A 12,938-nucleotide genomic window follows, 5' to 3' on the forward strand; every position below is an offset into this window, starting at 1 on the left:
CCATCCAGTAATCAAGCCCTTCAGGGCTGCGGTTGAGCAATATGAGCGCGGTATCGCGGGTGACGAGTTCCAAATATTCACGGGACACGCCTGCGCTCGACAAAGTCAGCGATTGTCCGGTCACCGGTACCAGCACGATTTCACGCGGCTGCATTGATCCAGCTGCAATGGCGACCAGACTTGTCACCGCTAGTCCCGCAGCTAAGAGGGCTAACCAGTTGCGCTGCCGGAGCAGGCGCTGGGCTGATTGATGTGCTATTTGCGCTTCCATATTCTCCTCCTTCAACCGGCCAGAAGTCGGCAGTAGGAGGGCGGGGTGGCTTTCAATCCCAGAAATGATCCGGGCAGATACCAGTAGACAGCATGAAGGAGCCGGGCGTTCGCACCGCCGGATTTTGCTTTTCGAAGGGCAAACCAGGCGACAAATGCTAAAGCGATCCCTACAAAAATATGCTGCGCTAATATGCCCCAGGCGAACGGGATGATCAGGCCAAGAAACTCGTCGATCGTCCAAAATCCGATGAGTTCCGGGTCATCAAGTCGCCTTGGTAAAAAATATCTGTCAGCCATGTGTGCCGCCCTCCTTGCCGGGCGCAGTCGTTAAATGACTGCCGTGACAACAGAGGTGACGATGGGAACGCCGGTCCCGACGCCGATACCGACGCCGACGGGAACGGCGATCTGCCCGAGGGAAAAACGCCCAGACGCTAATCCAATGAGACCGGCTGCCAGGCTAAGAACGGTAATGATCTTACCGCCAGAACCTTCTAGAAAGTCAGTAAATTTTGCCAGCGCTGGATCAAAGGTATTGTCCGCGCCTGCATAGGCAGCCGTTGCACAGAGAAGCGCTATAGCTGCTGGAATGAGGTAATCGGATGCGCGGCGGTTTGTTTGGGTAGTATTGATCATGGAAAATCACTTTCGCTTGAGAAACATGAAACAGCATATGTTCGCTGTATGTTCTATGTGCGTCAGTGACCCGCCTGTAGGAAAACAGGAAATGCCAAATTGGATGTATCCCAAGCTAAAAGCGACAATTTGGAAGGAAAATGGGCATAGCCGAACAGCGATTGCGCTAATCTGCCCGGAACTGTTCAGGCCAGCACAGCAGTTGTTCTCATTTAAACAGAAGCTGTTTTTAACAGAACAGGAAACCCGGATCAGTTGATTCGTAATTTCCTATTTGTTCTATTTATGTTCTTTTTGTTTTCCTACAGGTGCGCCTTCAAGATATAAGGTGATTCGTTCTCTTAAAGACAGGATGAATAACATGACCGAAACCAATGGAATTTCCGAAGCGCATATTAAGGCCGGTGTATCTAAGCTGCTCAATCAGGCAGCATCGACATCAGGCCGTTCTCAAGTGCGCATTGCTAGCGAGGCTCAAATAGACCGGGGCACGATGCGCCGTATTCTGGCAGGCAAGCGCGAAGCTACCGTAAGTGAAGCCTTGCGTATATTATATGGTAGCGGCGCATCGCCGCATGCCCATTTGCTTCTTTATCTGGCTTCAGATCAGGACAAGGCATCACGCTGGATGCAAACGGACCTAGCCTTGTTTTTTGAAGAACTGGTTCGCCATTTGCCAGATGTCCTAGAAACCCAGCTTGGTGATCACCTCCACGGTGTCAAACCGCATTGGGCGAAGGGGACTGCTCAACGCGTCGCGCGACTGCTCGCTGAGCACATGGACGACCTCGCCCGGAAGGATACGCTTCTGGGCGATGGCTTCGATCGCGCACATGGAGGCGGATATGCTTGATATTGAGCCAAATAAACTGCCAGATCCGCCTGCGGCACGTTTGCTCCGTCTGAAAGAAGTCCAGCACCGTGTCGGACTAGGACGATCAACCATCTATCGCTGGATGGACGATGGGAAATTTCCTAGGCCTCATTCAATAGGCGGTTACAGCGTCAGGTGGCTAGAAAGCGATATTAACGGATGGATCACCTCAAAGACATCGCTCGACGCTACAAGCTAGAGCTTTCGGAATTCCACAAATTTTTTCCGTCGGATACTAAACGCGTTGTGTCGCTCACAAATAAACGGGATGGAGCAAACAGCGTGAACGATACAGTTGCTATAACATGTTTTGAGCACGCTGCCATTCACAGCAGTGACGCGTGCTGTCAAACTGATGGAACAGGCCTTCAATCGCTCCCGCTTTGACCAGCGCCTTGCGGTACAGCCATAGCGTCTTGGCATTGGGCACCGCGTCCTCAAGGCCAAGGCCAACAAACCGTATGAAGGAGAGCCGGTCCCGCAGCTGATATTCCATCGCATCGTCCGACAAATTGTAGAGCGCCTGCAACACCAAGGCCTTGAAGATCAGCACTTCATCCCAAGGCTTGCGGCCCGCCGCATTCTTGCGATCATCCGCCGTTTTGGGTAGACCGCTTTTCACCAGCGCCGCCTTCAGCTTCACGCGGAACAGCTCAAACGGCACCGCTGCCAATATCGCCACCAAAGGATCAGACTTTGCGTCCAGACCTTAATGCCGCTGCTGCAAATCAAAAATCCCAGCTGGCCCATGATCCAAGTTCCCTCGCTGCCTCAGCATCCTTGAACCGGATTTTAATCCCCAAGGGAAGGGCCTGGTTTTCGAGGTGGCCCTCAAATGTCGAACCACCGTCTGCACGCACGGCTAAAACTGGTCCGGTCGGTATAGCCCAATGCTTCCGATATGGCCTCTTTCGACATTTTATCTTGCCCCAACATTTTTGTTGCTCGTTCTTTCAGATGATCATCCAACATCGTTCGAAATGAAGTTTGATTTGCCGTGAGCTTCGTTCCTTCGTCACTACGATGAAACCAAAACACTCCTTAAATCACAACATCAATTTGGTGACATAAGTGCTGACGGGGAACAACTCACAGACTATTCGGTGTCAGTACGAGCTCGGGATACGATAAGCGAGGCGAACTCGTTCTGCCGCATTGGGAGATTGATTGTTTCGGTCGCGACGAGTTGGCCGTTCTCGAAATGATGATATTCGCCGGCATCCTCGCTCTCCCCATGTTGCTCCTCGATCACTTCCGAATCGGAGCGAATGCCGAGACCCTGAAGCTTCATGCCAGCAAGGTCGGACCAAAAACGCGGCACGGCCGGAGCGGGAGCGGGTTTATCACACAGGCTGGCGGCCGCCAATTTCGCCTGATGCATAGCGTTATGGATCGTCTCGATCCGGACTTTGCCTCGCGCGAATTCATTCGGCCCCCGCGCGCAATCACCAATTGCATAAATGTGCTCATCCGACGTGCGCATTTCCTCATCCACCAGTATACCGTCATCGCACGTAAGTCCAGCCTTGAGTGCAAGGCTTTCCTGTGGCACCGCTCCAATTCCAATGATAACCAGCTGGGCGGGCAATCGAGTTCCATCGGCTAGCTCCAAAGCTTTTACCGAACCGGACTCGCCTTCGATCCGGGCGACCGCCTTTTCAAACAGGAAGTGTATGCCCGCCTTTTCCAGTCGTTGCGTCACTTGCGCCGCGACCGAAACCGATGCGACCCGAGCAAGGACGCGTGCACCCGCCTCGACCACCGTCACGGGTCTATTAAGGGTGGTAAATGCCGAGGCGACTTCAAGGCCAATCACCCCAGCGCCTACAACGACCGCTTCGGCCGACAAATTATCGCGCATCGCGCGCCGCAGCGCCGCAGCATCATCCAGGCTGCGCAAATAGAAAACACCTTTCAGATCCGCCCCCGGCACGTCGAGCCGACGCGGCGCGGCACCCGTGGCGAATACTAACCTATCATAAGGAATTTCCTCGCCAGTTTCGGTCACAATCACAGCACGTTTGCGGTCGATCAGGGCAACCTCCTGGCCCAGCCTGAGCACGATTTCATTTTCCTCAAGAGCGCTCGCTGGACGCAACGGAATGGGGCTGGGATCGTTATCGGATAGCAACCAGTTCTTCGAAAGCGGCGGACGTTGATAGGGATCGTGATGCTCGGTACCAAATACCGTGACATTCCCTGCGAAACCGTTCTGGCGCAGATTTAGCGCTAGATTGATCCCAGCAGTCCCGCTCCCAATGATTACAATTCTCTTAATTGATTGCATGAAGTATTTTCCTTGTACCTATAGTAAGTTTTTGCCTGCGCGGTGGCGACCAACTGACTCCGCTTAGAGACACCGAAGCGTTCGAACAGCCGCTTGACATGCCATTTCGCGCCGCTTTCGCTGATCGAGAGTTGTGCTGCGATTTCCTTGTTCGTCATGCCCCGGGCAATATATTGGAGGACAAGATATTGCTTGCGGGTAAGCCGCCCTGCCAGAACCGGCACGAGGCCCTTATCTGAGGAGCCGACGCTCGGCTCCATCGAATGAAGCGCTTCGCCCTTACGCCCGATTGTATCGAAGAACTGTATCGTTTCTGGCACGATGCGAAGGAGCAGTGCCATCATCCACTCACGTGTCGTGCGGCAGCCATTCAGTGCTACGAGTTCTTCCGCTTCGCGAAAAGCACGTTCCGCGTCCCTAGTCGAACCCAGCAGGACAAGCGCCGTAGCGAGACAATATTGGGCGGCGGCCGCCGCACGCAAGTCGCCCATTGTGCCCGCCTCGCGCAACGCGAGACGGGCGTGCTGTTCAGCAAGCCCGAAACGCGACTTGCCGATCTCGATGAGCGCTCGCACACGGGCGAGGCGCGCATCCAACGCCTGGAGCTGGTTGGCCGAAAGGATCGCAGCGTTGGGCTTGGGCAGATTAACGTCTGCGTCCGCTCCGTCCTCCAGCAAGTGAAATTCGGCGAGATTGATTTCCGCCAGATAACGTAAGCGGGGCAATTGGCGGCGGTGAGCCGTGGCGCGGACCTTTTCCATCAGGCAAATGCCTCAGTTGTTAGTCCCTTCAACGCCATCCGCCTTGCCGCAGCCTGGGTCACTCCGGCGAGCACATCCACCACCCCATATTCCATTGCGAAATTAATGGCGTCGTGTTCGAGCCCCTCTGGCATGACACCTTCTTTGATCTCCTCGCAAAGTTGATATTCGAACGCCTGCAGGAGATTTGACGCGAAAGGCGAACGTTCAACAGCGATATCAGAGCTCTCGCGCGATTGTTTTACGAGTGTACGAGCCCGTAGCATCTCGCCGCTCCGCATCGCCGCGAGCACGTTGGTGGCCGAAAGCCAACCCGAAGCGTAACGCTGACGCGCGTATCGATTGATTGAGAAAGCCTTCCGAGAAAGCTTCGACAGATCTTCGAATTGCCGCTCGCTCGCAGCGATAAATGCTAAGCAGGTATAAGCCGCGCCTGCGCCAACCTCGTTATCCTCTCCAAAACTATCGATCCATTGGTGGCATAGTCTGGTGCTTTCATCCAATTCATCATGTGTCGCCTTGCCAATAGCGAATACGAGTTCGGGCCAACCCCTGGGTTGGCCGTAGAGGTTCTGGCCGGCGTATTCAGTTGCGGCCATGCCTTCGAGCACTTCGTCTGCCACCTGCGCCTGCTGGCTGAAATACATCGTCCAGGCATAGCCGAATGCCAAGGCTGGCAGGCGATTCAACTGGTCACGAGGAACCGAAGCGAACCATTCTCGTAGACCCGCAATTTCTCCCTGTCGTAATGCAATATCGATAAGCACGCCTGCGCTTACCCGGTGCGCCCAGCGATGGTCGTGGGCATCCAAAGCAGCAGTTATCGTCTCGCGGTATTCGCCTTGTCGCCAATGCCAGTAGGCGATGCGCTTCAACAAATAGGAAATTCGGTCTGGCATGAGTACGCGCAACTCCTCGCGCAGAAAATCGCGGAGCACCGGGAGCATTACTAACTTCTCCCCATCATTCGCCAGCCCTGCAACCAGCACACCATGGACAGCGCTCAGGCGCTTGAGCCAATGTTCTAGGTCCGAATTCGCTTTAAAAACATAGCGATAGCTTTCCGGTGTAACCGTTTGCAAGATTGACGCGTTACGCAGAACTTCCCGTTCTTCGACGGTCAATTTGGCAAACACGTCGTTATGCAAGAAGTTCTGCACTTCTGGCCACTGTATGGGCGAAGATAATGGCTCGGCTCGGTCGACAGCGAAACGCAGCAATGCGGGCCAGCCGCCAGTCAGTTCCAAAGCGCGTTCAGTGGACCATGGCGCCCCCGATAGAAGGGCAAGTTCATCTATCTCGGCTTCGTTGAATGCTAAGCTTTCCGACCGCATTCTTACGACCCCGGGCAAAAGAGCGAGCCGTGACAAAAACTCCACGCCAATGGGGGCGAAGGCAAGTTTGACGCTGGAAGGCGTCTCGCAGATAATCCGCTCCGCCAAGTCAGCAAAAGCCGGTATAAATTCGTCGAAACACAACAAGATTGGCTGCTCGGTTTTCCAAAGCCGGGCGAACAGTACAGCCTCTCCCTCGTGCACGCCCTTTGTTTGCGGCGCATCCGGTCCCGACAACTGATCGAGGATGGCCTGCATCACACGTTCTACACACGAACCATCGCTGCCCTCCGCAGTTTCGAACTCAGCGAGGCTAAGGTAAGCTGCGTTCCCGGAACCTGCATCTTCTGCCATGATCGCCAACTGCGTCGATTTCCCAAAGCCGCTGGGTGCGCAGTAGACGAGCGCCTTCGCACCTTGATGGGCCTCATGCGAGAGGCGCTCGCGCCGGATGGCAGACTGAGCAAAAACGTGCCTGCGCTGGGCCATGCGTCTGTTGTATAACTGCAAGGTGGGGTCGAGCCCTTCTTGCCCGAGCGGCGTTTTCCCGTCGACCCCACCCGCTGTCATCATAATGATTCCTCTTAACTTCGGCGGCACCGACCGCTGCTTATCTGTCCCGGCAATTGAATTTGCCGTACCGGGAATGCGGATCAGGAGTGTCGTCAGAAGCGATAGGCAAGGCCAATATTGACGACAATTGGGTCCACGCCGACCTTGGCCTTGACTCGCGCGGGGCCAAGATTACCGCTGATATTTCCATTGAAAGGAATATAGCGGGTATCGAGGTTGAGCAATAGGCTCGAATTCAGAGCTACACGCGTTCCGACCTGCAGCGCGGGAGCCAAGTGTCGCGCACATCGAATTCGGCAATTGCGCCGTCTTTCTCGTTTAGGAATAGCAGGCGCGCTACGCCTCCCCCTGCATAAAGAGAGACGTTACTCCCGATCGGCTGATGATATTGAAGCGACAACACCGCAGGTCCATAATCAGTCGAGCCGAGCGCAAGACCTCCGATAGAGCCGGTTCCTTGCAGCCTCGCGCTAGCAGGGATACCGCCGAACAGATTCACCGCAATCCGGTCAGACAGAAAATAGGATAGGTCGAAAGTGACCGTTTCGTCATTATTGATGGTGACGCCTGCTCCCGGCAGGTCACCCCCGCCAACCGAAACCTCGTCCAACTGCTCACTGGTCAAAACCTCTGACGCGGAAACAGCGACTACGAAATCCCCGCGTTTATACATGCCGCCATCTTGGGCTGAAGCCGCACTCCCCCACATGAGAGCCAGACCCAGAACACAACAGGATGTCGGGAATTTTACATTGAATGGATTCATTTCTTCTCTCCCAGATACAGTTATCTTGTCCGGGCCAGGCCCAGCTTCACTAATTTCTCCGGGCACCGCCGGAGTTTTCTTGAGACCGAGCGGCCTCAGGCAGCATTTGCGTCCAACGTACCGACCTTGCCCAAAATCATGTCGGCGGCGTTCTCTGCAATCATCATGGTCGGCGCATTGGTATTACCGGCCACGAGGCTGGGCATGATCGAGCGTCCACGACCCGGAGGCCTGAGATACCCCGGACACGAAGCGAGGCGTCGACTACGGACTCCGCATCCGCACCCATTCGGCAGGTGCCCGTGGGATGGTAAATTGTTTCGGCAGTGTCGCGGATAAACGCGGCAATTTCATCGTCTGTCTGGACCGACGGCCCGGGATGCACCTCAGCAGCACTATGAGCGGCCATCGCCGGCGCATCCAGAATGCGCCGACCGATCTTGAATGCCGCGATTATTGTCTTGAGATCATCAGGATCGGCTAGGTATCCAGGCTGGATCAGCGGGTCGGCCATTGGATCAGATGATTTCAAGGAAATGTAACCGCGGCTTTTCGGCAGCAGATCGCAGATATGAAGCGTGTAACCATATCCGAAGGCAACTTTTCGCCCGTGATCTTTGAGATAAGTAGGCAGAAAGTGGAACTGAACATTAGGCCGATCTCGGTCAGGCGAAGACTGGACAAAACCACCTGCTTCCGCAACGTTGCTGGTAAGAAAGCCCCGCCGTGAAAAAATATACGACCACAGCCCCCCGAGGGCTCTTGGTATGAAGCTGGCTGCCACCCCGATCGGCTTGCGCGAATTTGCTGCGTTCATGATGGTGACGTCGAGGTGATCAGCCATGTTCTGACCGACCTCGGGTAAATCGTGTACGATCGGAATGCCATTATGGCGCAACACAGCACTATCCCCGATCCCCGACAGCATCAGCAATTGTGGAGAATTCACGGTGCCACCAGACAGTAGGACTTCACCACCCGGTTTGAGCTTCAACTTTTTCGACTCGCGCGCCTGGCGGTAAGCGACGCCAACGGTCGATTTGCCATTCATCAACACGCGCTCGGCGCGCGCATCGGTAATAATGTCCAAGTTCGCCCGCTCCTCGACCTGGCGCAAAAAGGCCTGCGCTGAACTCCATCGCCGACCGTTGCGCTGTGTCACTTGGTAATATCCGAGGCCTTCTTGGCTGTCCGCGTTGAAATCCGGATTGACCGGGAACTGGAGTTCCCGCCCCGCTTCGACGAAATCATCGCTGAGCGGGTTTACCGTGCGCAAATCGCCGACGCTCAATTCACCGCCCTGTCCGTGAAAACCTCCAGCCGGGTGACGTTCGTTGTCCTCCATGCGCCGGAAAAGTTCGCTCGCACGGTCCCACCCCCACAAAGCCGATCCTGCCGCTTCCTGCCAATATTGATAATCGTCTGGATGACCGCGAATATAGATCATCGCATTGATCGAGGACGAGCCACCAAGTGTCTTTCCTCTGGGCCAGAACAAGCGCCGCTTATTAAGATGATCCTGCGGCTCGGTTTCGAAAGCCCAGTTGAGTTTTTGTTGTTGGCGAGAAGCGCGATTCCAATCGGCATGTGGATCAGCGGGCTTTTGTCCCTTGGGCCAGCCTCTAGCAGAGCCACCCGTTTCTTGCCATCGGCGGACAATCGGTTGGCGAGGACGCAACCGGCCGAACCGGCCCCGATTATTATGTAGTCATACATGGTTCGCTTGTTCCTTGCAGAATGTACGCATCAGCCCAGCACCCGGACTACGAGGTCGATCAAACGGCGTACGCGCGGCGTGTAGGGAGGATAGAGCCAAGAAAGGATTGAAAACCGATCTTCCAGGATGGCCCGCTCATGTGAGAATGAACGAAAGCCATACTCGCCGTGCGCGGCCCCTATCCCGGAATTGTTCACTCCGCCGAAAGGGAGGTTTGGATGGAGAAATTGGGCGACCGTGACATTGATTCCAATCCCGCCAGTCGAGGTGTTCGCGATCACGCGGTCGATTAATCCCCGGTCCTTCTCGAAGATATAGAGTGCCAGAGGTTTCGGCTGCGAATTGATCCTTGCAATGACGTCATCCAGATTATCGAACGGAATGAGCGGGAGCAGGGGTCCAAACAATTCCTTTTCGGCGATGTCCATGTCAGGGTTCATGCCTCTCAACACGGTCGGTGAAATGTAGTTTTCACTCGAGTCGAATTCGCCGCCGAAAGCGATCTCCCCGCCCTTCGTGCGTGCATCCTTTACGAGGGCGTGCAGCCGCTTGAAATGGCGGGCGTTGACGATCCGGCAATAGTCGGGGTTAGCCTTCAGATTACGATTGTCGTTCCCGTAGACCCTGCAGATTTCTGTGATGACAGCGTGCTCGAATTCTTGGGCAATACTGCTATGAACATAAACATGGTCGGGCGCGATGCAGGTCTGCCCGTTGTTTGCGAATTTACCCCAAACGATACTCTGTACCGCCTTGCGCATATTCGCCCCGGGGCCGACAATGGTCGGCGACTTCCCACCCAATTCAAGCGTTACCGAAGAAAGATTGCGCGCTGCTGCTGCCATCACAACCTTGCCAACTGCCGGACTACCGGTGAAGAAGATATGATCGAACGGCTGCTCTAAAAGGCTCTGGGAGGTTTCAATTCCGCCCTGGACGACAGCTACATGCAATGGTGAAAAGACCTCGCGCACGATGTCGGCGATTACGCCCGACGTGTGCGGTGTCAGTTCTGAGGGCTTGATCACGACGCTGTTTCCGGCCGCGATCGCTGAAACCAAAGGGGCTAGCGAAAGATTGACCGGGTAATTCCAGGGCGCGATAATGAGGCACACACCCTTGGCTTCCGGGCGAACCCGCGCCCGCGTGCCGACCATGCTCAATGTCAACGACGCGCGACGGGGTTTCATCCACTGCCTGAGATGTCGTTTCGCGTGCCGTATTTCTTGCAGGACCGGGAATATTTCGGTCAGCTTGACTTCCGATGCAGGCTTGCGGAAATCACGTTCGCAGGCCTCAGTGATCTGCGTTTCGTGCGCAAGCATAGCCTTACGCAACCTTTCAAGATCATCAAGCCGCGCATTTCGATTATACTGTGTCCGATGCGCCAGCTGGGTAGCCTTCATTTGTGCTAAAAGGTTGTCATATTCTCTAATCGCATTGCCCGGAGATCCAGCTGGTTTCAGAATTTCGGCAATTCCCATTAAATTAAGCTTTCATCTGAATTGTCGTCATTTAATCGCGCACAAGGACATAATCGCCCTTGGATGCTCCGCAATCGGGACAGCACCAGTCGTCTGGTATTTCTTCGAACCGAGTTCCCACCGCAAATCCCTCGTGCTGATCGCCTGTTGCCTCGTCATAGATATGCCCGCAGGTGATGCAGACCCACTTTCGAAATGGGGCCCCTGGAGCGGCGCTGGTCGTCGTGGAACCATCTGGGGTGATGGGCGTGCTTGCGCCAACTTCGGCGGCCTGCGATCCTCCATCAATCGGAGTAAAATCGATCTTGTCGCGCACAGCGCAGTCGGGACATGACCAGCTTTCCGGCACCTCGCTCCACGGCGTTCCAGGTCCGAAACCTTCATGAGGGTCGCCATCGGCCTCGTCATAAATATAACCGCAATCAGGGCACTGATATTTCGCCATCGATAAACCTCGTAATTTGTTCTGGAGAGCCATGGTGCGGATTGCACCGCTCGGTGGGACACCGCAGTGACCTTGGGCACAAAGCTTTCACAGCGTTCGACCCTACAAACCTGCACCGCCACTCGGTTGGGAAGAACGGCGCAGGGTGGGTGTGGGAAGAGACTCTACCCTGCGCCGAAAAGTTTTACGCAGCGTCCGCGAACTTTCTTTCGTAATATGCCCGTTTGCCCTTGCGTATCTGGATTTTACTCAGATCGCCGCCGGCCCAAGCGACGGTACGCTTGTCCATCACGGCCCGGTATGCAGCTGGGAATAGTGCGAGAAAAACATCCCTGGATAGCCGAGCGGAAGCGCCGGCAAATCCTCAAAATTACGCAGCGACTGATAGGACCGCGTCGGATGCGCATGGTGATCCGAATGGCGCTGCAAATGAAACAGGATCAGGTTTGACATGATATGGTTCGCGTTCCACGAGTGCCGCGGCTGCTGGTGCTCATACCGGCCATTCGGCAACTTCTCGCGCAGCAGGCCGTAATGCTCGATATAATTCGCGCTCGTCAGCTGCCACCAGCCATACGCCATTTGAATCGGTAGGAAGACTAGCATGATCGTGCCAAATGCGGCGATCAGCGCACCATAAAGCAGGACGGTGACGACCATCGGCTGGAGAATCTCGTTTTTGAGAGTCCAGGGGCTACTGCCACAACGGGCGAGGCGTTCCTTTTCCAGATGCCAAGCGCGTTTGAATGCACCCGGAATTTCGCGCAGCGAGAAAATGTAAATATTCTCGCCCATTTGCGAAGTTGCGGGATCTAGCGGCGTCGCTACGTCGCGGTGATGCCCTTTGTTATGTTCGATGAAGAAGTGTCCGTAGCCGACAACGGCAAGCACAAGCTTTGCCATCCAGCGACTGAACGAGGATTTCTTATGTCCAAGTTCGTGGCCGGTGTTGAGTGCCAATCCGTTGACGACACCCAACGAGAGGGCCAGCGCAATAAATTCAAGCGCGCTGAGATCCTGGGTGGCAACCCACCATGCGCAGCCGATCAGCGCGGCGAAGTGTATTGGCACCGTAAGGTAGAGAAGCACGCGATAATATGTACTTTTTCAAGTTTTTCTACCGCGCTTTCGGGCGGATTGGAGTAATCCTGACCAAATACAAAATCAAGCGCTGGAATAATTAAATACCACAGGATCAGAACCAGTCCATACCAGATGCTCCAGCCCGTTTCCGAAACGAGATAAAGGCCTACCAGAGGCGTTGCTGGCCAAAGAACGGAGAGTATCCATAGTGCTTTTTTCTTGTCGACATAGTTCAGTGCCGCATCGCCATCTAGATGCGACTTATTCAATGCGTGGCTCACCATCCGTTCTACCTTTCAAATGCATCCCTAGTCCATAAATGGATCGGACTTTTTCGAATTTCGTGTCCGATTCCTATCTGCAACAAGTAGACAGGCATATGAGGGGTATTCAACTACCTGATCGGGTAGTTTTAGGCGTTTTTCGATTGGATAGGCCGTTAAGGAGCGCCTCTGAGGAGCCGCGGGATAGGATTGTACCGGCTTAGGAGGCGCAAATAAGAATGAGGCGAGCGCGACGAAGCCGAGACAAGAGTCTTTGGTTTTGCCAAACGCCCTATGAAGCGCTTCGGGAAAGGCTATAATCGCAGGTAGAGAGTGTCTCCCCAGACACCCGATGTACACACCGCGCGCATATGGCATCGACGCAACGGTGAATATCTAATGCGCGACGCGCGCAACGCTGCCTACGCCTCTCAACGTTGCC

General features: G+C 54.9%; 15 protein-coding genes and 3 pseudogenes. 3 read left to right on the forward strand and 15 right to left on the reverse strand.

Annotated elements, in window-relative coordinates; translation table 11 throughout:
• From C8024_RS04900 to C8024_RS04910, 3 genes are all read right to left on the reverse strand, one after another.
• On the reverse strand, positions 1–271 hold a 271-nt coding region (locus C8024_RS04900), incomplete at its 3' end, for a type IV conjugative transfer system protein TraE (protein WP_217271998.1).
• 11 nt (positions 272–282) lie between these two features.
• A complete protein-coding gene (traL, locus tag C8024_RS04905) occupies positions 283–570 on the reverse strand; it encodes a type IV conjugative transfer system protein TraL (protein WP_173203238.1) in 288 nt (95 codons plus the stop codon).
• 30 nt (positions 571–600) lie between these two features.
• Complete coding sequence (locus C8024_RS04910) at positions 601–909, reverse strand: hypothetical protein (protein WP_100092266.1); 309 nt, start codon at positions 907–909, stop codon at positions 601–603.
• On the opposite strand from C8024_RS04910, the gene C8024_RS04915 reads away from it, so the two are divergent.
• The 3 genes from C8024_RS04915 to C8024_RS04925 all read left to right on the forward strand — a co-directional run bounded on the left by C8024_RS04915 (position 908) and on the right by C8024_RS04925 (position 1,982).
• Positions 908–1,168 carry a hypothetical protein gene (locus C8024_RS04915; protein ID WP_217271999.1) on the forward strand — a complete coding sequence of 87 codons (261 nt, stop codon included), beginning with the start codon at positions 908–910 and terminating at the stop codon, positions 1,166–1,168. The two genes, C8024_RS04910 and C8024_RS04915, sit on opposite strands and share 2 nt — an antisense overlap.
• A gap of 102 nt (positions 1,169–1,270) precedes the next feature.
• Positions 1,271–1,762 (forward strand): hypothetical protein, encoded by a 492-nt coding sequence (locus tag C8024_RS04920; protein ID WP_100092264.1) that lies wholly within the window; start codon positions 1,271–1,273, stop codon positions 1,760–1,762.
• Positions 1,755–1,982 carry an AlpA family transcriptional regulator gene (locus C8024_RS04925; RefSeq protein WP_089134615.1) on the forward strand — a complete coding sequence of 76 codons (228 nt, stop codon included), beginning with the start codon at positions 1,755–1,757 and terminating at the stop codon, positions 1,980–1,982. Before C8024_RS04920 ends, C8024_RS04925 begins: the two co-directional genes overlap by 8 nt.
• 147 nt (positions 1,983–2,129) lie before the next feature.
• Here C8024_RS04925 and C8024_RS04930 read toward each other — a convergent pair.
• The 12 genes and pseudogenes from C8024_RS04930 to C8024_RS20000 all read right to left on the reverse strand — a co-directional run.
• A pseudogene (locus tag C8024_RS04930) lies at positions 2,130–2,489 on the reverse strand (transposase); the annotation flags it as partial.
• Between the two features lie 390 nt (positions 2,490–2,879).
• Positions 2,880–4,070: an NAD(P)/FAD-dependent oxidoreductase gene (locus C8024_RS04935; RefSeq protein WP_206169921.1), complete on the reverse strand. Its 1,191-nt coding sequence runs from the start codon at positions 4,068–4,070 to the stop codon at positions 2,880–2,882.
• On the reverse strand, positions 4,046–4,831 hold the full coding sequence (locus C8024_RS04940; RefSeq protein WP_173203241.1) for a helix-turn-helix transcriptional regulator: 786 nt from the start codon (positions 4,829–4,831) through the stop codon (positions 4,046–4,048). The genes C8024_RS04935 and C8024_RS04940 overlap by 25 nt, the downstream gene beginning before the upstream one ends.
• Positions 4,831–6,738 (reverse strand): hypothetical protein, encoded by a 1,908-nt coding sequence (locus C8024_RS04945; RefSeq protein WP_173203243.1) that lies wholly within the window; start codon positions 6,736–6,738, stop codon positions 4,831–4,833. The genes C8024_RS04940 and C8024_RS04945 overlap by 1 nt, the downstream gene beginning before the upstream one ends.
• A 92-nt stretch (positions 6,739–6,830) precedes the next feature.
• A pseudogene (locus tag C8024_RS04950) lies at positions 6,831–7,504 on the reverse strand (OmpW family protein).
• A 163-nt stretch (positions 7,505–7,667) separates the two neighbouring features.
• Positions 7,668–9,002, reverse strand: a complete 1,335-nt coding sequence (locus C8024_RS22925) for a GMC family oxidoreductase (RefSeq protein WP_367947154.1) — start codon at positions 9,000–9,002, stop codon at positions 7,668–7,670.
• Positions 8,948–9,220, reverse strand: coding sequence for an NAD(P)-binding protein (locus tag C8024_RS20955; protein ID WP_254305579.1), 273 nt, complete (start codon positions 9,218–9,220; stop codon positions 8,948–8,950). The genes C8024_RS22925 and C8024_RS20955 overlap by 55 nt, the downstream gene beginning before the upstream one ends.
• A gap of 30 nt (positions 9,221–9,250) precedes the next feature.
• A complete protein-coding gene (locus tag C8024_RS04960; protein WP_100092260.1) occupies positions 9,251–10,705 on the reverse strand; it encodes an aldehyde dehydrogenase family protein in 1,455 nt (484 codons plus the stop codon).
• 31 nt (positions 10,706–10,736) lie between these two features.
• Positions 10,737–10,949, reverse strand: coding sequence for a rubredoxin (locus C8024_RS19990; protein ID WP_206170055.1), 213 nt, complete (start codon positions 10,947–10,949; stop codon positions 10,737–10,739).
• 39 nt (positions 10,950–10,988) lie between these two features.
• A pseudogene (locus C8024_RS19995) lies at positions 10,989–11,150 on the reverse strand (rubredoxin); the annotation flags it as partial.
• Positions 11,151–11,438: 288 nt separating this feature from the next.
• Entirely contained in the window at positions 11,439–12,239 is an 801-nt protein-coding gene (locus C8024_RS04970; RefSeq protein ID WP_217272002.1) for an alkane 1-monooxygenase, read from the reverse strand.
• Positions 12,197–12,514, reverse strand: a complete 318-nt coding sequence (locus C8024_RS20000; RefSeq protein ID WP_217272003.1) for a hypothetical protein — start codon at positions 12,512–12,514, stop codon at positions 12,197–12,199. Before C8024_RS20000 ends, C8024_RS04970 begins: the two co-directional genes overlap by 43 nt.
• Between the last annotated feature and the right edge of the window lie 424 nt (positions 12,515–12,938).

Source organism: Sphingopyxis sp. BSNA05, from assembly GCF_013265645.1.
Classification (GTDB): domain Bacteria; phylum Pseudomonadota; class Alphaproteobacteria; order Sphingomonadales; family Sphingomonadaceae; genus Parasphingorhabdus.

Bases quoted from the DNA above. Each gene is read 5' to 3' on its own strand.
- traL (WP_173203238.1), bottom strand. From the start codon at position 570: ATGGCTGACAGATATTTTTTACCAAGGCGACTTGATGACCCGGAACTC.
- C8024_RS04910 (WP_100092266.1), bottom strand. From the start codon at position 909: ATGATCAATACTACCCAAACAAACCGCCGCGCATCCGATTACCTCATT.
- C8024_RS04915 (WP_217271999.1), top strand. From the start codon at position 908: ATGGAAAATCACTTTCGCTTGAGAAACATGAAACAGCATATGTTCGCT.
- C8024_RS04945 (WP_173203243.1), bottom strand. From the start codon at position 6,738: ATGATGACAGCGGGTGGGGTCGACGGGAAAACGCCGCTCGGGCAAGAA.
- C8024_RS20955 (WP_254305579.1), bottom strand. From the start codon at position 9,220: ATGTATGACTACATAATAATCGGGGCCGGTTCGGCCGGTTGCGTCCTC.
- C8024_RS04940 (WP_173203241.1), bottom strand. From the start codon at position 4,831: ATGGAAAAGGTCCGCGCCACGGCTCACCGCCGCCAATTGCCCCGCTTA.
- C8024_RS04920 (WP_100092264.1), top strand. From the start codon at position 1,271: ATGACCGAAACCAATGGAATTTCCGAAGCGCATATTAAGGCCGGTGTA.
- C8024_RS04960 (WP_100092260.1), bottom strand. From the start codon at position 10,705: ATGGGAATTGCCGAAATTCTGAAACCAGCTGGATCTCCGGGCAATGCG.
- C8024_RS04935 (WP_206169921.1), bottom strand. From the start codon at position 4,070: ATGCAATCAATTAAGAGAATTGTAATCATTGGGAGCGGGACTGCTGGG.
- C8024_RS04925 (WP_089134615.1), top strand. From the start codon at position 1,755: ATGCTTGATATTGAGCCAAATAAACTGCCAGATCCGCCTGCGGCACGT.